10 protein-coding genes are annotated in these 22,562 nt (G+C 35.9%); 8 read left to right on the top strand and 2 right to left on the bottom strand.

Going from position 1 to position 22,562, the window contains the following annotated elements:
- Positions 1 to 8: 8 nt before the first annotated feature.
- From ASG01_RS14100 to ASG01_RS14065, 8 genes are all read left to right on the top strand, one after another.
- Positions 9 to 1,523: a MauE/DoxX family redox-associated membrane protein gene (locus tag ASG01_RS14100; RefSeq protein WP_055864999.1), complete on the top strand. Its 1,515-nt coding sequence runs from the start codon at positions 9 to 11 to the stop codon at positions 1,521 to 1,523.
- A 24-nt stretch (positions 1,524 to 1,547) separates the two neighbouring features.
- Complete coding sequence (locus ASG01_RS14095; RefSeq protein ID WP_055864996.1) at positions 1,548 to 1,817, top strand: DUF6520 family protein; 270 nt, start codon at positions 1,548 to 1,550, stop codon at positions 1,815 to 1,817.
- A gap of 743 nt (positions 1,818 to 2,560) precedes the next feature.
- Positions 2,561 to 4,420, top strand: coding sequence for a hypothetical protein (locus ASG01_RS14090; protein ID WP_055864993.1), 1,860 nt, complete (start codon positions 2,561 to 2,563; stop codon positions 4,418 to 4,420).
- Between the two features lie 12 nt (positions 4,421 to 4,432).
- Positions 4,433 to 14,854: an RHS repeat-associated core domain-containing protein gene (locus tag ASG01_RS14085; RefSeq protein WP_055864991.1), complete on the top strand. Its 10,422-nt coding sequence runs from the start codon at positions 4,433 to 4,435 to the stop codon at positions 14,852 to 14,854.
- Positions 14,854 to 15,393 carry an RNA 2'-phosphotransferase gene (locus ASG01_RS14080; protein ID WP_055864990.1) on the top strand — a complete coding sequence of 180 codons (540 nt, stop codon included), beginning with the start codon at positions 14,854 to 14,856 and terminating at the stop codon, positions 15,391 to 15,393. The genes ASG01_RS14085 and ASG01_RS14080 overlap by 1 nt, the downstream gene beginning before the upstream one ends.
- Positions 15,393 to 15,887, top strand: a complete 495-nt coding sequence (locus ASG01_RS14075) for a hypothetical protein (RefSeq protein WP_055864987.1) — start codon at positions 15,393 to 15,395, stop codon at positions 15,885 to 15,887. Before ASG01_RS14080 ends, ASG01_RS14075 begins: the two co-directional genes overlap by 1 nt.
- Positions 15,888 to 16,620: 733 nt before the next feature.
- Positions 16,621 to 16,956, top strand: a complete 336-nt coding sequence (locus tag ASG01_RS16435) for an RHS repeat domain-containing protein (RefSeq protein ID WP_055864984.1) — start codon at positions 16,621 to 16,623, stop codon at positions 16,954 to 16,956.
- Between the two features lie 184 nt (positions 16,957 to 17,140).
- Entirely contained in the window at positions 17,141 to 17,602 is a 462-nt protein-coding gene (locus tag ASG01_RS14065) for a hypothetical protein (protein WP_055864981.1), read from the top strand.
- A 1,441-nt stretch (positions 17,603 to 19,043) separates the two neighbouring features.
- Here the strand turns inward: ASG01_RS14065 and ASG01_RS14060 are convergent.
- Together ASG01_RS14060 and ASG01_RS14055 are read right to left on the bottom strand one after the other, a co-directional pair.
- On the bottom strand, positions 19,044 to 21,506 hold the full coding sequence (locus tag ASG01_RS14060; RefSeq protein ID WP_082498386.1) for an alpha/beta hydrolase family protein: 2,463 nt from the start codon (positions 21,504 to 21,506) through the stop codon (positions 19,044 to 19,046).
- A gap of 254 nt (positions 21,507 to 21,760) precedes the next feature.
- The coding region (locus ASG01_RS14055) for a RagB/SusD family nutrient uptake outer membrane protein (protein WP_117613463.1) at positions 21,761 to 22,562 on the bottom strand (802 nt) is incomplete at its 5' end.

Here is a 22,562-nt window from a genome sequence, read left to right as displayed (position 1 = left end):
ATCAGATTATGAAAACATTATATAAAAGATTTCCTGAAACAACAGCTTATTTTTTCATTCTTCTGTTCTGCTATGCCAGTATCAGTAAGATCATGGACTTCGAAAATTTTCAAATCCAGATTGCGCAGTCCCCAATACTGAGCTCATTTGCAGGCTTTGTCTCATACCTGGTTTTAGGGATAGAACTCATGACAGCTGTTTTGCTTCTGTTTGAAAATACGAGAAAGCTCGGGCTGTATTTCTCTTTTACATTAATGGTTTTATTTTCATTTTACATCTATCTCATATTAAACTACAGCGAATTTATCCCCTGTTCCTGTGGAGGTATCCTGGAGAAAATGGACTGGAGAACCCATTTGGTCTTTAATCTTGCAACCGTTTCACTGGCAGCAGCCGGCATAATGCTGTCAGAGCGGTTGCAATTCAGACCTCTGAAATTCTCTGCTGTTTATTTAATCATATTGTCCGGTTTTAGCTGTATGGCAATGGTCCTACTCTATAACAGATCTGAGCATCTGATGCGAAAAGATAATAATTTCACCAGACGGTTTTTGCAACATCCTGTAACTGAAGCCGGAAGATTTCAGCTGGACTATAACTCGTATTATTTTGGTGGAATCAATGGCTCTACGATCTATCTGGGAAATCACACGGCACCGTTTACGGTAAGCACACTATCAACAGATTTTACCGGGTTCAGTACATCATCTGTAAATTTGGATCAGTCAGGGTTCACGTTCAAAGGAGCTCGAATCTTCGTGAAAGATTCAAAGACCTATCTTTTTGACGGAACGGTTCCTGTTTTATATCAAAGTGCAACAACAGATCTAAATCTAAAAACTTTAAGTTACAGACAGGTATACTTCAGCCAACTCAAAGTGTTGGATTCTTCAGCATTTGCCATTGTAACCTATTTAGGTAAGGAAAAGATTCAGGCACTCGGCATATTGTATCCGAATCATCCGAATCCTGTAGAAATTCATCCGTCAACACTGGAAAAGTTTAAGGATGGAATTTTTGATACCGACGGTAATCTGCTGGTAGACTCCGGTACCGGAGAAATTGTATACGTATACAAGTACCGAAATCAATTCAGGGTATTTAATAAAAACCTGACGTCGAGAAAAGATTTCCACACCATTGACAATATTGACAAGCCACAGATCGACATTCTTGAACGGAGTGACGGACAAAAAAAGATGAAAACGCCTCCACTTACGGTCAACCGTTCATCATTCGTTCATCGCGGTCTTCTATTCATAGAATCCGCAAGAATAGGCAGACTTGAAGATCGTCAACAGTGGAACCGGTCACTTGTGATCGATATTTATTCAACACAGGAACAAAAATATATAGGCAGTCTGTATTTACCGAAAGCTAAAAACACAAAGAAGACTGAATTTTTTATTACAGATGACAGCCTTTATTTATTAATTGAAAATGAACTGCTGAGGTATCGTTTTGCGCAGAACGTGACTCAACATTTCAGAACGGGGGAAGCCGAAAACCTGAACAAAGAGTAGGCACAATACTTAATATTTTATCTTATGAGAAAATTAAGAAAAATCGCATTGCCTTTAGCAGTATTTGCATTAGGTATCGGAAGTGCGTACGCAACAACAGCGTCAGTAAAGTCAGGGAGCACTGTAGAATTGGGTTACCGCTTTGACCCATTGGCACCAGCAGAAAAATGCCAGATGACTGAGCAGGAATGCAGCACCATCCCATCAGGAGATGTCTGCACCTATACCGATGTTTCGGGAGAACATAACCTCTTCGAACAGGGGTGTGTAAATACTTTGTACAAAATACAATAGTATATTAAGCCGGAAGGATGCAATAATGCATCCTTCTTTTTTATTTTTGCATAATATTTAGTGATTTCTCCATATCAAGGACTCTATTATATTTCTTCCGTTTAAGATTCGATGCAAGTTCTCATTTATTTTTAGGAAGCTTAATTTCATATTCCTTTATCTGTTACATGATCCTTCTAAACTGACGTAGTTCTCTTTTATTATATACTAGTTGAGATGAAGGTATATATCAACTATCATTCTCTCTTTCCAATTTAATAATTAATTTTTAAGGAATTTTTTCACTAAACCTATTCTTTAACAACATTTATTATAATCCAAAACGAGCTAGATTTTTAATTTTCTAAAATTTTTATCAAATAGATAGTCCTCATTTATCCTTGCAACAATTTAATGATATTTTGGATTATTCATTTTTAAATACTGTGGGAAAATGATTTTTTAAGAGCTATTTAACATATCTGAAGCTTTACGTGAATATTTATCACTGACTATTAAAAAGTACTTAAAATTATAAATACTGCTGAAAAAATTTAGTCACGAAGTGAATTATTATAATTGAATAAAAATAAATCACTGCCATTCAGATAGTTGTCAATAAATACCAAACAATAAATCATTTTCTGAAAAAAATATAATGATTTAAGAATTTTTATATAGATTTATCCAATAAAAATACCCTTAAATCTCAAATGTGAAATCTTTGCCAGATTAAAGAATATCTTTTTACTAAAAATTCAATCATGAAAAAAATTTATTTTCTATCATTATTATTTATATATGGCTTAATGGTGAGCCAGACAAGTATGTTTGGAAATGTTAATGGATTAGCATTCAGAAAATATTCCGTGAAGGATTCCATCGTATCAACAGATACTATCGTTGGCAGAACGATGAATTATCATTTGATAAAAGATCTACATCCTCAAACGTTTTTTAAAAAACTCAGCACTGAAATAAATAGTCCCACCATTTTTATGGTGAGTAATAAATTCGGAGGGATTGATAAAAAAATTTACGCCAAAATAGGCACTACTGTCATCAGTACGCTAGGCATAGATGATGTAAATGATTCCCTGCGGATCAATTCGAATGTTACAGGATCTAAGATTGTCGTTTTTGGGAAAAATGATCCTAACCGTAAAATTATTCCGAGTGTTTTTATACTTAAGAAAACAGACCCTAACTTAATGATTCCCGAGATTTTATTATTTAACAGGAACTTAGGATTTGTTGATCAGCAAAAGGTAGAAACTTATTTATCAATCAAATATGGTATAACAATAAATGATATTTCGGAAAAGAATTACATCACATCCAGTAATACAATTGTTTGGAATTCGGAGGAAAATAAGCAATATAATTTTAGAGTTACTGGAATAGGAAGGGATGACGTATTCAAATTGTATCAGAAACAATCACAAAATTGGGAAGATTTTAAATTTGCTATGTCGCTTGGTGCTCTTCAGTATGCCAATAATCAGAATTTAAAACCTATTATAAATGGTAGCTTTCTATTATGGGGAGATAATAACCAGCAAATGGTTTTTAAAGACGTCGATTTGATTTCATCTCATCCGCAGAGGGATATGCATCGAATATGGAAAGTTCAGGTCAAAAATGCGCCGGGCAACAATTTCAAAACCCATGCATATTTAAGGCATTCTGGATTAGCATTGACTGATATGGTTTTTTTAAGATTGTTTAAAAACGAGGCAGATTATCAGAATGATATTTCAGTAAATACAGAAGGACAGAGAATTAATGATTCATTATTTGTTTTTCCGAATATTGATTGGGATGTCGATTTAAATAAGATTGACTATTTTACTTTTACCTTAAGTGATCTCCAAAGCAGACAATTGGTTAATATTATCAGTTCATGCACTGAAATGTCTGCCGGTATCGTGAAGGTGGGATTTCCTGCAAATTTTGGTAATTACACCTATACATTAATTAATGAGAATACTCTTCAAAATATCCATCAGAACCTTAATGGAACTGCTGGTACATTACAGCTTAATAACCTACAAACTGCCAAATATAAGTTACTGATTCATCGACCTGGCCAATCAGACATTGTAAGATTATTTGATTTGGAAGGTATTGTCAATCAAAATGTACAAGATAAGTATGTATGGAACAATGTGCCGATTGAATTAAATCTGAATACAACTTCTTTTAAATACACTTTAATATCTCCGTCTGGTGCAATAACCAATTCAGCTCCATATAAATTAACTTCAATGGGAAATTATCAATTGAAGATTAATAACAAACTTAATTGTGAAGTTATAAAAGTGCTTAAAGTTTTAACACAGGTTGAATATGATACTCAAAACAGTAATACACAATTCAAAAATATTACTGTATCTCCTAATCCGTCACATGATGGTAATTTTACAGTAAAAGTTGAACTATTTTCATCTAAGACATTAACAATACAGGTGTTCAATGCATTAGGAATGCTTATGAAACAAGTGCAGATACCTGCCAATACAAATTTTAATATTCCGCTGAATATACCGCCGATGGTTGGATATTATAGCATCAAAATATTAATTCCTGAGGAAAGTAAGGGAGTTAATTTCTTAATAAACTAAAAACACATATTCATGATATCAAATTTTAAAAGACTTTTACAAAAAAAGATTTATCTTTTTGTTTTGACTACTTGTGTCATTCTATTCTCAAGTTGGACCATATACAATGTATTTTTTAGTAAGAGTGATTTATTAGCTATTGTTAAAGCTTCTTCCGAAGCCTCTGTATCTGTACGTAAATTGATTGAAAAAAACTTAACTAAGAAAACTGAGCAGGAAACAAATATTATACAGAGAGATAATAGCGAAAGAATAATAGATGATTATGTTAATTCGCCAGAGAAAAATCTATCTAGAAATATGCCCTCTCTTAACAATCTGCTCAATCTGGACTATGCCAATGGTCTTATATCATCAGGTTTTATTGGGGTAATAGGAAATGCAAATGGAATAGATGAAAATGCAGCAGATAATGTTTTTAGTGCAGAGATTAAAAACTTAGATGTAAATAAGATATATTTACTCGAGTATGATTTGGACGGATATTCCGGTATTGGAGCTGTTACAAGAAGTATTAATGGAAACATCTCTTTAGGAGGCGCTTACAAGCAAGGACATAAAGGGTGGCTACATGTAGCAGAGAAAATAAGCCCAAAAATTCTTGAAAACGGGAAAAATATTTTACTTTTCAATGCCCTTAAAAAAAATGATGTTTACAGCATCAAGAACGTTACCGTCAGGGAAACTAAAGAAGAAGTTAAACGTGGTATAAATATAACTGAAACTTTTCTTACAGACAAAGCATTATATATCAGAGGTTTTATAGATGGAGAAAGTTTTCCTCAGGAGTTGTCTGTAGATGGAAATAAAACCAAGATGCTAAGCTCTGAATTTGAAGTTTTTTTAAAAGATAAAAAATTATCGGAATCAGTATCATTTCTTTACAATAACATATCTGCTTCCTTAAAAATTCCGGTAGCAGATAGTAACATTAAGGACGATGCTATACTATCAGAATTGCCTTCTTTTTATAATAATGTTTTGATCGAGTCTGAAACTGAAAAGCTTTTAGGTCTTCGTGCATATGATTTTCCTCCGCAAAATGCATCTTTTGTAAATATTGGGAAGGATTATGAGGGGTTTAAATATCAAAACCTTAAAAGATCCGTTCAGGAATTTTCGTTGCCAATCGATCTGGCTAAACTTCCAAAAGGTTACACTGAAAATGATATAGAAGTGTTAAAATTTGATTTTGATAAAAAACTTTGGATCAATGCGCCTTTGGACAGTGTAAATGTCAAGGAGCAGAAAGTTTTTTTGAGTATGGATTTTGGAAAGACAGATTATGTTGTCGGTGTAAGCAACAAAGTTGAAAGCCCTGACGGCGGCGGTAACGCTGCAGTAGGTTTCGACAACAGTCCAATAGCCAACCCCGCTTCTAAAATTAATTTGATTGCGCCGCCAACCCCAAATCAGCAGGGATCAGCAGTAGTAACTTATCCAATCGAAATACCTGCAGGAGTCCATGGATTTCAGCCTGAAGTTAAACTTGTTTATGATAGTGATAATAAGTTTGGATGGGCGGGAACCGGATGGAACATTCCCATTGAAACCATTGATATTGACACAAGATGGGGTGTTCCTAAGTTTGCAGCTGACGAAAGTGAAGTATACCTTATTGCGGGAGAACAGCTAGTGTTTAATGATAACTACCTTCCTCATAAGGTTCCTTACACTGAGCCGAGAGTTGCCAATCGCCTTTTTTATTACAGAAACGGAATAAAGGATGGTTATTCAATTACAAGAAAAGGCTCCGGCACAGGATCTTATACATGGGAAACTATTGACGGACAGGGTACTAAAAAAGAGTACAATGATGTATTAACAAATATCCCCGGTTCTAATTCCTCCGGCAACATAGTTAAATGGTATTTATCAAAGGTTACGGATCGGTTCGGAAATATTATTATATATACATATTCCGATTCTTTTGAAGGCGGAGGTAAAAATAAATATCTGTCAAGAATTACATACAGCAACAATACAGTTATCGAATTTACAAATGAACCGGGTACTCGACCTGACTTGACATTCAATTACAGGTTGGGTGTAAAATTAGTTGATGCAAAGATTCTTAGTAGTATACAAGTTAAAAGGGCAAATATCGCAATTAGGAATTATATCTTGGTAAATACCCTTTTCGGAGCGTTTCAAAAACGACTGCTTACTGAAATTCTTCAGTATGACGGAAATGGCGTTTTTTTCAATAAGCATGTTCTCAAATATGATCTTAATACAGAGATCTTTTCTCAAAATCCTACTCAGGTATACTCTACTCCAAATGATAACAGTGACGTGGGTTCGTTTTCAGGTGGAAATACTACAATTATTAATGGTCTTTACAGTAAAAATAAGAATGTAAAAGGATCAATAAGTTTAGGTTTCGGACCTTGTTTACCTCCGATTTCAATAAACAAAAGAAACACACTAGGAGCCACCATTAGTTACGATGATAATCGGGCGTATGGTAAAAGTCAGTTGGTTGATATCGACGGTGATGGTATTCTTGATAAAACGTTTTATACGAATAGTGGTGCTATAAGATATAGAAAGAATAACAAGATGGGATTTGGTGGGGTCTCAGGTACCACTGGTCTTCCTGGAGGAACCCCCCTGAGCAAACATAACAGCTATAATACAACCTTAGGACTTGAATTTTCATTCTCGGGCGGCGTAATAGGTTTCAACTATTCAGATGCCAACACAAACGCACCAACTTACTTGTCCGATGTAAATGGTGACGGATTGGTTGATATGGTAAACTATGGAGAGGTTTTCTTTAATAAAATCAGAAATGGTACTCCTGAGTTCATTTCGCAAAACTACGCAGGTAATCAAAATGTTACCGAAACAACTCCCAACGCTATTCTTGCCGGGAGCGGTGTGGTTTACGACACTATTACGACTACGCAATCCGCAAAATCTCTGGCCAATATTGTCCGTATGTGGGAGGCTCCAGCCAGTGGACAAGTATACATAGAAACGATTGCATCTCTGGTACAAAATTCCACAGATGGTGTTGATCTGTGGATGGAACTTGGTGGAATGAATAAATCCACGGAAGAAGTAAGTGGTTTTGTACCACCACAAGGAACGCTCATCTCCTCACCAATAACCTTTACGACCCAAAATCAGCAGCAGAATTTATCAGGGACTGCTTTTGTGCAAAAAGGTCAAAGAATATATATAATAGCAAGCTCCAAGAATGATCCAACACTAGATCGACTACTTTCCGAGACATCAGTGCAATACGTTCTGGTGTCAGGGGTCGCAACTACAAGTTTAAATGTTCAGGATGCAAATAATAATTATTACTTCAAGCAAAATTCCAAAACGCATTACTTGGCTTCAAGCAGAAAAGATAATATTATTGGAGATAAAAGTAAAGTAAACATAGGCTGGAATCTTGGTAATGAAATTTTTACAGATGATGTGGATTTCAAGATATATAAGACCGTAAGATCAGTAACGGACACCTCGTCAACAGCATCATCAGGTAATTTAATATATCACCATAAACTGATCAAAGGTTCCAGCTTAAACACAGTATCTCCAACGGCAAATCTGATCCCAGGTTCAAATATTACGAATCTTTTGTTGAACCAGTCCTTATCTGACCCGACAATGACTCTACTACATTTTGAAGTTTCATCTGATACCAATGTAAAGTGGGAGAAAATTGTATGGAGACCTGAAATGTTAATTGAATCAGTTACAGATACTACACAAATAAAAGCCTTAGTTGAATATTTGCCATTTTCTGAAAAACTAACTAATACACTTCCGCAGAATTTTGATAAATACAGAAGATTTAACTTTTGCGATAAAACGCAGGAATGCCCAAGATGTAAAAGCGCCGCAGCATATTATTTATTTCCTAACTACAACGGCAATGCAAACTCTGCTACCAATTATACCTTTAACAACATTTCAGGAATACACAATACTAAGGTAACTTTTTCCCTAAAAATTAAGGATAATAACGGAAATATTTACACTGCCAAAAATACTGTAGACGTTATAAATAATGTGATGCCTATTCCTAAGATTGATATTTGTGAATTTTTCAGCGCAATACCACTTTCTTATTATGAGATCTGTAGCCTACCATTCTACTTTGAGATAAGTTCTTTAGATTATATGGTTACAAAGCATTTGGCTCTAACTAATGCGTTCATAATAAACTCCGCATTTCTAGGTGACCCTACTTTAGAAAATACGGGGCATCTTCCTGATTATAATGGATATAGATCCGACAATACTCATTATAATCTCAAGACAGGTCTAGTTTACAAAGGATGGGGTGGATTTACATACAATGGATCTAAATATCCGAATTCTTATCTGAAGGAAAGTGAATTCAATGTAAATACAATGGCTAATTTACCTCAGCCAGGTGGTCCATCGCCCTGTGACCCCGCATCTTCAAACTATGTGACCTGCATGATTAATCTTATTAATCAGCAAAATAGCAACCGTTACTTTACCCCCCTTGAGTTGGATGCGGATAAATATGCATACATCTCGCCGCTGGAATCTGTTGAAATGTCTGGATCAGAAATGAAACCGATTTTACTTGGAGTGTCAGCAACAACAGATTCAATTGTAGTCACGCCGATATACGCAGTTCCAAATCCTATGGGTCTGATTCTTCGGACTCAAACTGAGGGATACCACGCTTATGCTAAAGGGTCTTTTTTACCTTGGTTAGGGATAAGTGGCCATGGTGGGTATTCCGTTGATAAAACTTCAGACTATTTCCTTGATTTCAATGGTGACAGATATCCTGATGTTATTTCAGGCAGTTTGACTCAGAAAACAAATCAGTTAGGCCAGTTAGGTTCATCTCAGTTTATTTACAATATCACAACGAAAAACAAAGGTACAGTCATTGCAGGCGGCGTCTCAGCGGCAGCCTCAATTTCTAAATTTAGTAATACATCAAATATTTCTTTTGCATTTGCTGGTGAGAAGGATACTCAGGTGGGATCTTCTTCCTTTAGTCTAGGAATAGGAGCAAACATAGCAATTGGTAAAGCATGGAGTGAAGGTACCGGTGTTTGGGTCGATATCAACGGAGACGGACTTATAGACTATATAACGCAGGGAGGCTCCCAATTAAATAATGGTTATGGGCTTATTAATGATGTGAACGATTGGGATGTAGCTGATGTTTCAAAATCAACTTCATTATCGGTTTCTGGGGGTGGAGGCTTTGCCACCACAAATAACAGTTTGGCTGGAGGCGTTGGACTTTCTAAGTCAAAATCTACAGCCACTGTTGCACTTATTGATATCAACGGTGATGGCTTGGCTGATAAAATAATTAAATCCGGAAATTCCTATATGATTTTAATTAATAATGGAACATCATTTATCAATCAGGCAAATTTTAATAAAAACTTTAGTTTAGACACAAAACAAAACTCTTCAGGACTCAATATTTTTGGAACAATTTGCGTACAGTGTGGGGGTAAATTATGTATATCCGTGGGTGGGGCAACTGATAAATCAGTTTCTAAGCAAGAAGCGGATTTGAGAGATTTCGACGGTGACGGATATCCCGATTTGTTACTTTCGACAAGTGACAGTGAATTAATCTTCTATCAGAACAAGTTAGGACGTTCAAACATGCTAATTTCTATTGAAAATCCTCTTCAGGGGATTATTAAAATGGAATATGACAATGTAAACGTAAAAAATAATTTTGCAACATTGATTGGAGGTACATACCAAATGCCATTCTCTAAGACTGTCCTCTCTGATGTACAATTGTGGAATTTTAGAACGATGGATACACTTGATCCGGCTCATGATATATCCGGCGCGCCTAGAAGAGTCAAACCTTACCAAAACTTTCATTTTGAATATGAGAAAGGTATTCAGGATCGTAGAGAAAGAGAGTTTTTAGGATTCGGAGTTGTTACTACGAAAGTTTTCAATGGTCAAAATATTCATCAAACTTTTGTGACTGAATATGAAACCAACTATGGAGGCAATGATGGGAACTTCTTCGTTAATTTTGATGATACCAGGGTTAGGCAGTATTTTTATAAAAAAGGTCTTGTTAGATCTACTTTTCTATTAGATAATCAAAACAGAAAGAGAACAGAAACTTCTAATATTTATAAATACTTTAGTCAGTCATCAACAAATGGATATATACTTGATGATACTGTAATAGAACCACAGTTTAAAGATATAAGCAGAATTATACCTCTACTCTACAAAACTGAATCTACCACCACAGAATATTCAGGTTCAAATAATCATAGTAAAACAACTGTTCAGGTATTTGATCAATATGACCGCTATGGTAATATTTCAAAAACGAAAGACTTCGGTGTTAATTTAACAGACACTAATGATGATGTGCGAACAGCTATTACCTATCATCCGCCTGGCGTCAAAAATGTGATTAATACACCTTCAGAGATCGAAGTTAGTGCTTTAGGTGCAGTTCAGCGTAAAACATCTACCCTTCTTGATGCAGCGCAGAATATTAAAAAAATTACCAAAAATGTTTATGCAAATCCTAGTGCACAATTACAACTACAGGAATATGATTTTGAATATGACACTTATGGGAATTTAAAAAAATTAACCAATCCAAATGCAGGATCCTACAGTAATAATCAAAGACTACAATATAACTATGTTTATGATCCTATATACAATACTTATCTGACTTCCACCACAGATTCGTATCAGTTTACAAGTTCTATAGAATATGACAGCAACTACCTGTACGGTGTTCCAAAAAAGATATTTGACAAAAATGGAGGTATATCTCAATTCTCGTATGACTCATTCGGACGAACAACACAGTTTACGGCTGCAAATGATACGGACTGGACTTTAAAATTCTATTATTATCCTTCACAGACTATTCCTGTTGCCATAACCGAACGAAGAAATCCTGTAAGTGGCCAGGAAAACTATTTCGGCAGCATATTCACTGATGCATGGGGCGAGGCAATCATGTCTAAAAGTTTATTCAAGAAACAGAGTCAAAGTTATTATTTTACGAATAATGTGTTTCAATTGAAAGATGAATTAGCAAGACCCGTAAAAACGATTTTCAGGGATTTTGTCACTACCGGTAATAATATCATTGCTTCATTGCAAATTTATGATGACTACACAACAAGTGAGATTGAGGCAACACAGACTTTTAATACAATTACCTATGATGAGTTAGACCGGCCACTGACTTCGACCCAACATAATGTTGAAACAGAAACTGGAGTTCAAAATCTTGTCACTTCACAATCCTACGAATTTGGTCCGGATCGCGATGGAATAACACAGTTCGTAACAAAAACTCAAAATCCGATTGGCAACAAGGTGTTGACCTATTCTGATGCGAAGGATCAAGTAACGGCATCAAAACAATTAACTGGCTCCACTGAACTTTGGTCAAGTTATCAATACGATCCTTTAGGACAGGTAATTTCTTCAAAAGATGCTGGAAACAATATCACCTTAATGTTTTATGATACTTTAGGTCGAATGTATCGAAAAATCGAACCTGATGCCGGCACATCAAATTACTTTTACACATTGGATAATAAGCTGGAGGCTTACATGAATCCGCTCATTGATGCGGTAGGCACTGCTACTAAATACGTTTATAACTATGAGCAGTTAACAAAGATTGTCTATTATGATCATGAGGTAAATTTAAGATATGGCCCTCAGTCGGGTCCCGCTGAAGAGCGTGGAAGAGTTATCAAGCAAACGGATCGAACCGGTACTCAAGTTTTGAAATATGATTTATTTGGAAATATAAAAGAAAATATCAGGGTTGTAGTCGCTCCCGAGAACGCACCTAAGCTGTTCAAAACACTGTTTAAATATGACGTATACGGAAGAATACAAAAAATCACGTATCCGGATCTGGAAGAGGTAGATTACACCTATAACTTTGCAGGTCTCTTAAATAAGATTACTAGTATTGAAGCTGGTCAGCCCACGAGCAGAACTATTGTTGACAATCTTTCTTATGATAACCGTAATCAGTTGTTATCTTATAATAATGGTAACAACACAATTGCAAACAGTACTTTCAGTACATGGGGAAGGCTTGAGCAATTGAAATTGTCACTCAATCCGAACAGCGATATTTTAACAAATTATTACAAATATAACGGAAGCGGAAATCTGAGTAAAGTAACAGGTACTGTGCCGATGAATGGTTCACTCCCGGTTAATGATCTGGCAATACCTGCCGTCAAAACATATCAATACGATAATTTTGAAAGATTAAGCTCTTCAAGAATTTATGCGACTGGAAAGTTTAATAAAAAGTTTTACCAGTTACACATGAACTACAATCCAGCAGGGAACATTGCTAACAAAATCTTTCAACTAAAAACCTATGATAATGGCGTTCAATGCCAGTATCCTATGAATGAAGGTGATGAAGCTGAATATAAGTATCTGAATCCCACCCACCCAAATGCTGTTTCCTCGATTGAGTATAAGAGGTATGATAATTTTAATTCAAGTTTAGACTGTGGTAATGCACCTGTAAATCCTCAGATACTTGTTGATGAACAGTTTAGTTATGATGTAAATGGAAATATGACCGCTGTTGTAGAGCATAATAATTTAAATACAGCAACAACTGGTCTCAGAACATTGCATTGGGATGTTCAAAACAGATTGCAGGCGGTGGCAATAAACAGGGAAAATTTTAATTATTATGTTTATGACGGTTCCGGGGCAAGAATATTAAAAAGTGATGCTGTCTCGAAAAAAATGTATGTGAATGGAAATGACCCGAAAAGAATAACCCAGATAGGTGCTTTTATCTACTACCCTAGCGGATTCTTCGTATTAAGCGATAAAACCATGAACAAGCATTATTTCATGGGTGGTCAGCGGATTGCAACTAAGGTAAGTCAAATCCCTTCACATCGTTTTAAAACCAATCCTACTCCTGAACTTACAGCATTGTCTGCTGTATTGTCACAAGAAATAAGAGATCTATTGCAAATTGCAGGACTGCCGCCGGCATACTATGTGCAAAATCCAGATTCGCAAAGTTATTCATCAAATAATCCACAAAACCCGTTGGATGATGATACCTGCAAATCGCTGATAGAAGAGCAACTTGCTATTTTTCAGGATCAAGGTCAGGAAGATTGCTACAAAGAACTAATAACTCTCTACGAAAACTGTCTAAATAATGATTGTGCTATTTGTGATTTGTGGAATGAATACAGTCACAACAGTGAGTGTATGACTCCTCCCGCTGAGAACCTTAAATCAGAAATGTATTGGATACATCCGGATCAACAAAGTGGCTCTTCAGTGATTACCAATTCGAATGGCGCGGTGACCAATTGGTATGAATATATGCCATACGGAGAAATGCTGATGGAATCATCCACCTCTATTTATAATAATGTTTATAAATTTAACGGACGGGAATTTGACTCAAGTACCGGATATTATTTATATGGTGCAAGGTATTATGATCCTAAGAGATCTACGTGGTTATCTGTGGATCCTTTGGCAGTAATAACCAATTCGCCATATGCTTATTCCTGGAATGATCCTGTTAATTATGCGGATCCAAGTGGACTGATGGGTGAAAGAATCGGGGGACCTGGAAATGAGAAGAAATCTGACCCCATATATGGAGGTAAAGGAACTCTTATTCAAGAAGTGATAATCCCATGGATGCCGCATTCGAAGACTTTTACAGCAGGATTTAAAGATGGTTTCAAAGGGGCTATGTTCGACATGATTACATTTAAAGGCATTAGAGACGCTGCGAAAGTTAGCTTTGAAACTATACGGGGAATAGTAAGTTCAGGCAATCTACCATTAGGATCAACATTATGTTTTACTGGTAACTGTCCTTCAGATCCCACTGAAAATATGCCTTATGAAGATAAGATGGTGGCCGAGATTTCAAATGTCTATCTTTACGGAAACTTATATGATAAGGGGAGAATAACTGGTGACTTAACATTTACAGCCATAACAATATTATTACCATTAAAAGTAGGTAAGTTTGGCAGATCATTACCAAAAAGTGTTCCTAACATTGCCGCTAAAGGGGTAACTGCAGAAGGAGCTGTTTGGGCACAGAAAACATATAGTGGTACATTTGGTGCAGGTGGCAAATTTGCAGAACAAACCGTTGAAGGTGTTGCGGGTGCTTTAAGAAGTGGTACTTTATCTGCCGCAGATGTTCCTATAAATGTGATCTTGAGGAATGGTCAGACGTTTATTCTAAACACAAGGTCGTCAGCAGCATTAATGCGGGGAGGAGTTCCACGAAGCGCTTGGAATATAATAAATCAAACAGGAGTTTCTTCATTTGAAACTATGCTTACAGGTCAATTGGAAAGAAATGGTTTGATTAACGGTACAAAGACCATTAGACAATCGGGTACACAATTAATTCTTTCTCATTAGTGAATAAAATAGATTTTATACAACTTAGTAAAACTGTGTCTCACGCCTTAAGGCACGAGCCACAGTCTTATAATCTTAATTTAGATAATCAAGGTTGGGTATTACTTTCTGATTTAGTTATTGCGTTAAAATCAAAGGGAATACAGATTGATGAATTTGGTATTAATAAAATGGTTGAATTATCTGAAAAGAAAAGGCACCAAATTCTAAATGGCAAAATCAGAGCTTATTATGGGCATTCCGTAAAAGATAAAATTTTAAAACATCCAGTTGTACCACCTGAATTTTTATATCACGGAACAGTGCAAAATAGTTTATCTGATATTCTTGAAAAAGGATTATTACCTATGGATAGGCAATACGTTCACCTTTCAATTGATAGGCGTACAGCAGAAATGGTAGGTAGCAGAAGAAAAGGAGATTTAGTTATACTAACTATTAGAGCTAAGGAAGCATTTTTAAATAATATACGATTTTATAAAGAAGAAAGTGGCATTTGGTTATCAGGCCCAATACCTTCAAAATACATAGTTGAATAATGGAGTTAATAGAAATAAAAGGTCTTTTTGAAATGGATTTTGGCTCGCCTTCGCCAACGATATTGTCAAACGATAATGAGTTGTTTATTGCCTTTTACGCGGATAAACAAAGTTCATATACTATCCCGCAAGAACGTAATACCATTTATGATACAGGCATCTTTGCATTAAAGTTTAAAGTTTTCTTGAAATACACATTTGGTTTGCCAGGCGATGAAACAATACAAGGGCATCCATATAGTAAACTTGGTATGAAATCCTACTCATTTTATGAGTTGAGAAATTCCGACCTTATTAAATCTCTACAGGATATTGAAAAAATCCATCATAATTATAATCCTGAAAAATGGAAAATGTATAAACATTACATTTTAACTTTTCACGATAATATGTTTGAATGTATTGCTCAGGATTTTGAGGTTAGAGAAGAAAACACATCACTTTATAACCAAGCTACAGTAATGCTTAAAGAATTATCAGTAAAACATTTTTGATGATTACAGAGCAGCAATATTTTTATGTTTAAAAGATTTAATAAAGCCATCCAATACGTGTAGTACATGGCTTTTCGGGCACTATCCATTTGTGCAGTTCGGCAAGTCGTTGAAGCATTATAAGGTTTTTAAACAAATCGGCTTTATTCGTTTCCCTCAATAAGTAAACTACCGTAGTATTTAAGTGATTATAAATAATTTCAGAAATTCATCGCATATACCACTGAACTATTAAAAATATGAATATTAATGATTACAGAAATTGGGATGAAATAGTTGAGAGATAGAATTTCATTGTTTGTTAAATGAGTTATTAGAAAAAAAAATAAAATTTCAAAATAAAATCTTTTTAGAGATCTTAGAAGAACTGGGACAGAGATATATGATGTTTTATAATGGCAATGTTCTTTTCTCTAGTGTAAGATCTAAGCTATCGGAATGTATTTTTTAATTAACGAATTTTAACGACGTATCGGTTATAGAAAATCTAATCGGTGTAATGTTTGACTTTCGTCTGGACGACTATTACTAATTACTTAAGAAATAATGTGACATCAATAAAGAATCTCAATATTAAAGAAAAAATAATGAGTTCGTTGAAGCAATATGAGGATGACATAGTATAATTGTTATTTTAGGTCTACCTCAGTACGATATTGCCCGAGCGTCTCAGTCTTGCCAACAAGTCTGCTGCCTTATGTCATAGAAACTTAAATTAGTGTAGATCACGTTAATGTATATAAAACATATGCCGATCTTAAAGCGAAAAACTGTAAAATTACCACCAAAATGGCAAGCTTGTAAAACAAAGGACAATTGCGCTCCTTTATTTCTTACAAATTCAAATGTCGCAGTCACCAGTTGGTACGAATACATTTCGTATGGAGAGATGCTGATGGAATCATCCAGCTCTATCCATAATAATGTTTATAAATTTAACGGACGGGAGTTTGATTCTAGTACTGGATATTTTCTTTATGGAGCAAGATATTATGACCCTAAAAGATGTATTTGGCTGTCTGTAGATCCTTTAGCTGAAATAACAAATTCGCCGTATGCATATTCTTAGAATGATCCGATAAACTATGCAGATCCAAGTGGGCTGATGGGCGAAAGGATCGGGGGACCTGGAGATAGGAAGAAATCTGATCCTATACATGAGGGAGAAGGAAATCTTATTGAAGAAGTAATCAATTATAAAATGAAGCCTGGGGACCCTCATAAAGTTCAAGTTTACCAGTTTTAATGCAGTAATGAGCGCTAATGGCCTTAACGTTTTCAGAAATTCACAGCTTGATAGACAAATTACACGAATTGAAGGTAAAAACTGGAAAGGTGCGCAAGAATATCATGTTTCAGTTCTTGAAGATAAAAAGTGGAAAAACTACGAAAGTTTTGAAGATTTTCGTAAGGCTTATCCTAAACATGACTTACAAGGAATGCCTGCGAAAGAAATTGTGAAAATTTCAATCTGGGCGACTAAAGAGGTAGCTAAAGATGCCTGGACACACCCGGAATCACAAGCAGTGTTAATGATGCCTATTTTTGCAATAGGAGAAATTTTTGCAGCAGGAAGTACTACTGAAGCAACATATTATGGTAGGATAAAGAATTTTGAACAAGTTGGCAAATATGGAATAGAAACAGTGCGAGTTGGGCAAGGTGTAAAAATTATTGCTGAAGGAGGAAAAAGAGCAAGCTGCGTACGTTTTTAGACAACTAATTAAAGAAGGTTATGAGTCTATATTAATAGGAACTGGTGATCAGGCATACTACCAGCTGAAAAAGGGTTTAAACATAATTTATTTTAGACAATCAAAAACTGGAAATTACTCTGGTTTTGATACGTTTTTTCAAACGTTAGGTAATAAAAAAAATTCAACTATTGTGTTCAAATGAAAAATATAAATTCTAAGATCTATATGACATTTGATTTAAGTGCTCAAGCTATTGTCCGACCATCTGATAATGTTAAATGTCTTTATTTTAATTACGAAAGTATTGATGATTCGATAAAAACATTTAGAAATGTTATTAGTTGTAGTAATAACATTTATTTATGTAATGGGTATAGATCAATTATTCAAGAATAAAAATTTGCAAATGTTGATGCAAAAGTTTTTACTGAAGCAATGACCTTTAAAAACTTTGTTTTTCGTGATAGCGACGAACTACATGAGTATTCTGATTTTCAAGCATTGGGAATTATAGTTGTCGCTGGTGCTTATCTTGGATAATCCATAAAGATCCAGATTTCGAAAAAGTTACATTCGGATATGATAGGACTATAAATTTTGAAGTTATAAAAAAGCTGAAGCAGTATCACACATATAATACCGAAATTCCTGATAAAAGTTTTTATAATTATATATTTAATGATTTGTCTCGTCAATAATCTTATCTTTTTGTTCTATTCACATATCAGCTTTAATATAAGTTTAATAAATGATAGACATTTTGATATTAGCATCGTAGAGAAGTAGGGTTGTAAGACATATTTACCTTAAGCAGGCGCGAGCGTCTCGCTCGTGCTCAAATTCGTGCAGTTCAATGACAGAGGTTTCTAACTTGATAGAGTTATTTATTTCAAAATTTTGTTATAAAGAGTATTATATATATTGCTCTTAATAATCAAATCCCGGTGTAGATATATCAACCGGAGTAATAGTTTTGGTAAGAATTGCTTTAGTAGAAAATGTAGCTCTAATTGTCGCAACTAAATTCGTGACTTGAGCAACCTGCAGATGAAAACTTTGTAAATAAGCTAATTAAGTAATTCCTGTTTGAAACACTAGATTGTCTAAATGATAGTTATTTGGGAAATTAGAAACATTTTCTATATATATAATAGTTGAAGATGAAATCCCGATATAATAAAGTAAATTTGTATTCAATAAGACACTGTTGCGTAACTCCCACAACACCGTTACAGGATCTTTAAAATGTGCAAAATATGTCGCAGCGCGTTTGGGTCCCATAAAGTATAGCGGAAATCAAATGTCATTGCTGAGCCGCAGACGATCACAAATTTCATTACTGCCATTACATTTTCTAATCTGATCTTTTCTTTTACTTCATAATTCATCTTTCACCTGAGTAATAAAAGAAGCTCTCGAAAATTATACCACTATAGTTTATCTTCCAATATGTTCTACATTAATCCATAAAATATTTTTTATATCTCAAATAATAATCAAACCACTCAATCATTTTCACCGTAAGATCATTCCGTTGATCTTTTCCCATCAGCGAGTGCAATTCATCCTGATAAAACAAAGCAATCACTGGTTTTCTGTATTTCCTCAAGGCATTATAAAATGACCGGGTCTGTTCAGGATTCACATTTTTGTCAGCGGTTCCAGTCCAAAGCAGCATTGGGCTCTTCACATCCTCAGCAAAATACAGCGGATTGTTACCGTAATATTTTTCTCTATTATCACTAAACTTTCCAAGCTTGAACTGCCCATCCTCATAACGATAATAATCCGCAGAGAAAAAATTGTAATTAAATGCAAAAGAAGTGTTGATGATATCTGAAATGGAGGCTCCGGAAACATAAGCTGCAAATCGATTGGATTTCGTGGCAATAAAATTCGCCTCATAACCGCCGAAAGACTGACCGAGCAGCCCTACCCTTTTCATATCCGCCTGTGCAATTTTCTGCAACTCATCCAATGCAGCATTAACACAATGTAACGCAGCCATTCCCGGACCTACATCGCCTGCATTATTGATATCCGGCAGCAGGACCATATATCCCAGTTCCAAAAATAACCTTTCATTAAAACCTCTTGAATTCTTAAAAGTAGGATGCAGGTATTGATTTCTGTTTTTACTCTGCAGTTCATAGATCGATGCAACAACAGGATACTTCTTTTCCTCTGAAAAACCAGGTGGATAAAAAAGCAGTGCTGTCAGCTCCTCGCCCATAACTCCTTTATATTTCAATTCCTTCAATCTGATATCTTTTGAGTTCCCGGAACTTAAACCAGTGGAATAAACCTGATGCATTTTACTGTTACCGCTAACACTAGAAATCTCTCTTGACTTATTAAAATTTTCAGAAAACCACACATAACTTTTTAAATCATTAAATATAAAATCAGTAATCCGGTCAGCTGTCTTGTCCACCATAATTTTGCTTATCCTTCCTTTCAATAATATTATTGATGAGGTCTGATCCATTCTGTCAGTAAGTTTCAAAAGCAACCCTTTTTTTACATCTATTTTTTGCATTAAAATATGCTGTTGTAACAAGGACTTGTTCACTGTGCCATTTACCAATTCAATTTCCTGCATTGAAAATTCACTAACCAAACTCTTTTGTAAAGTAAGTAGATTCTGTCGAAAGATTTTATCACCCTCCACCCAGATCAACTGATTATCCTCTGAAAAATAAGGTACCGCATTTTCCAGTAATCCGGTTGACCTCACTGTACGGTTACTGACATCATACAGCAGCCAGTTCTGGGCATCACGATACAGCAGAAATCTGCCGGAATCATCAATTACAAATGGTTTTGAAGTCTTCGCAAACGCTGTATTAGTTCCTGACTTGGGATCATAAAGAACATATTCCCTTATCGTTTCTTTTGCATTCAGGTCATTGCTGTCCACCTGCTCATGATCAACAACTGATCGCAGAAACAATCCTGATTTTCCCAAAGCAGCAATCTCAGAATAGTCTTCGTCTGAAGTACCCACCACTCTGTCTTCACCAGGGTACCATAATACCCGGCTACTTATCTTTTTATCCCTAAAATGGTCTTCCAGATCAAAATCCTTTCCGTACCAGATATCAACAATACCTTTATCCCGAACCTGAATGGTTTGGAGATCTATCAGCAGTGCATTACTTTCCGATGAAGGATGCACCGCCAGACCATCAAACTTCATCTTGCCACTAACTGACAGTTGCTTCCACTTCAATTCATGATCAACAAAGAACATCGAAAACCCGTTCCTTTCCCGAATGGTTAAAATCCACCCTCCCTCTTTCAGATCCGATGCAGCTACAGAATAAATCTCTGAAGGAGAAGAAAATATTTCCTGTAAAGCTTTACCATCATAACGCAAAACATGATTCAGCTTTCCGTCATTTCTTATAATAATGATTTCCTTGGCAAGTTTGATCACCCTGTTTACATCCGGAATTGTCCGAACAAGCTGTAAATTCCTTCCATAAAAATCCAGCCTATACTGTCCCTTTTCATTATGATGGATATACAGTAAATCAAGAAAATCCACATATGAAGCAGTCTTCACATCATCAAAACTCTTTTCCTTTAAGGTATGAAGGTCCCGATAGGTAGTTTCCGAACCATTGCTGTAAACAATCTCGTGGTCTCTGATGAACTGCCAGTAATGGGCACCCTGAATGGTCAATAGCGGTTTTTTACAGTTTACGGAAGACACTTTTAATTCTGAAGGCCTTGTCTCGTAAACAGACTGCCACGAAACCCACCGGCCGTCTCCCGACATATTCAGGAACCGTAGCTCCTCCTGCTTTTCAACGAGGTCTCTCAAATGCTGCATTTCATTTCTATCCTGCGATTTAATCAAAAGCATCGGCAGGAACATAAGAAGCAGTACCAAAAGTATTTTATTAGAATTGATCATACATTATGATATTTATCCCAGACCAATGAGTATCTGAGATTATTAATAAATAAAGTGCAATTTTATTTAAAGAAGAAGCAGGCAGAAACCAGATAACCGGATTATGGTTATCTGTTGGTTATCTAACGGTTATCTGACTATTGATAATTCGTAATTATCAACCCTGCTCTTTGGGAATTTCAATCAGGTTTTTCAAATACAAACCCTTCGGATCTGTAACTGAAATCTAACCCCATGAAATTGACAATGTGATATTAATACCCCTGGTTCTGCGGGCTCAGTTTAGGATTTAGGAGCAGTTCCTTATTTGGCAGCGGCCATTGCGCGTGAAAGGATTTCCAGTTGGGCTTTACCGTAACCAGCTGATCCAGTAATCCCCACCTTTTCAGGTCAAAAAACCGGATGCCATGCTCAGCAAACATTTCTTTCCGTTTCTCAGACCTTAGTTCAGACAAGGCAACATCAGCAGTAAGATTCAGCGGAAGTGCCGCAAGCCCTGCGCGCACCTTTGTCTTATTGATATACGGTATTGCTGCAGACACCTGCCCCTGCCCGATCAGGATCTCCGCATAAAGGAAGTTCACTTCCTCCAGCCTGAACACGATGGAGTATTCCGTGGCGTTATTAACGCCTAAGTTACGGTACTTTGAGATCTTATAATTGGTCTGCGTTTGAAAAGGAACCGCGGTTACATACTGCTGCTTCCTCAGATCACCCGTGGTAAACTGACTGACCAGATTCGCACTGGCTGTAAAAGAGGTGGGTGCTCCGACAAAATTGTACAACGTTGCTTCTTTTGTTGCATCGTTGGTATTCTTAGGTTTCAGCTGCCAGAGAATATGCGTGCCCGTCTTCTGAAAAACTTTGGTGATATCACTTTGAAATGCATACGCAGAGGACTGAAGAATACCCTGAAGCAGCAAACCTGCTTCGGCATTCTTGTTAAGAGTCATCTTGATCTTTGCCAAAGCCAGGTAACCCGTCATCTTATTCGGATAGATACGTTCGGTATTCCGGTAAGCCGCCGGCAGCAGGTTTACCGGCAGCAGGTTTACC

Source organism: Chryseobacterium sp. Leaf180, from assembly GCF_001424585.1.
Taxonomy (GTDB): domain Bacteria; phylum Bacteroidota; class Bacteroidia; order Flavobacteriales; family Weeksellaceae; genus Chryseobacterium.
This window is presented reverse-complemented; position numbering and strand designations above follow the sequence as displayed.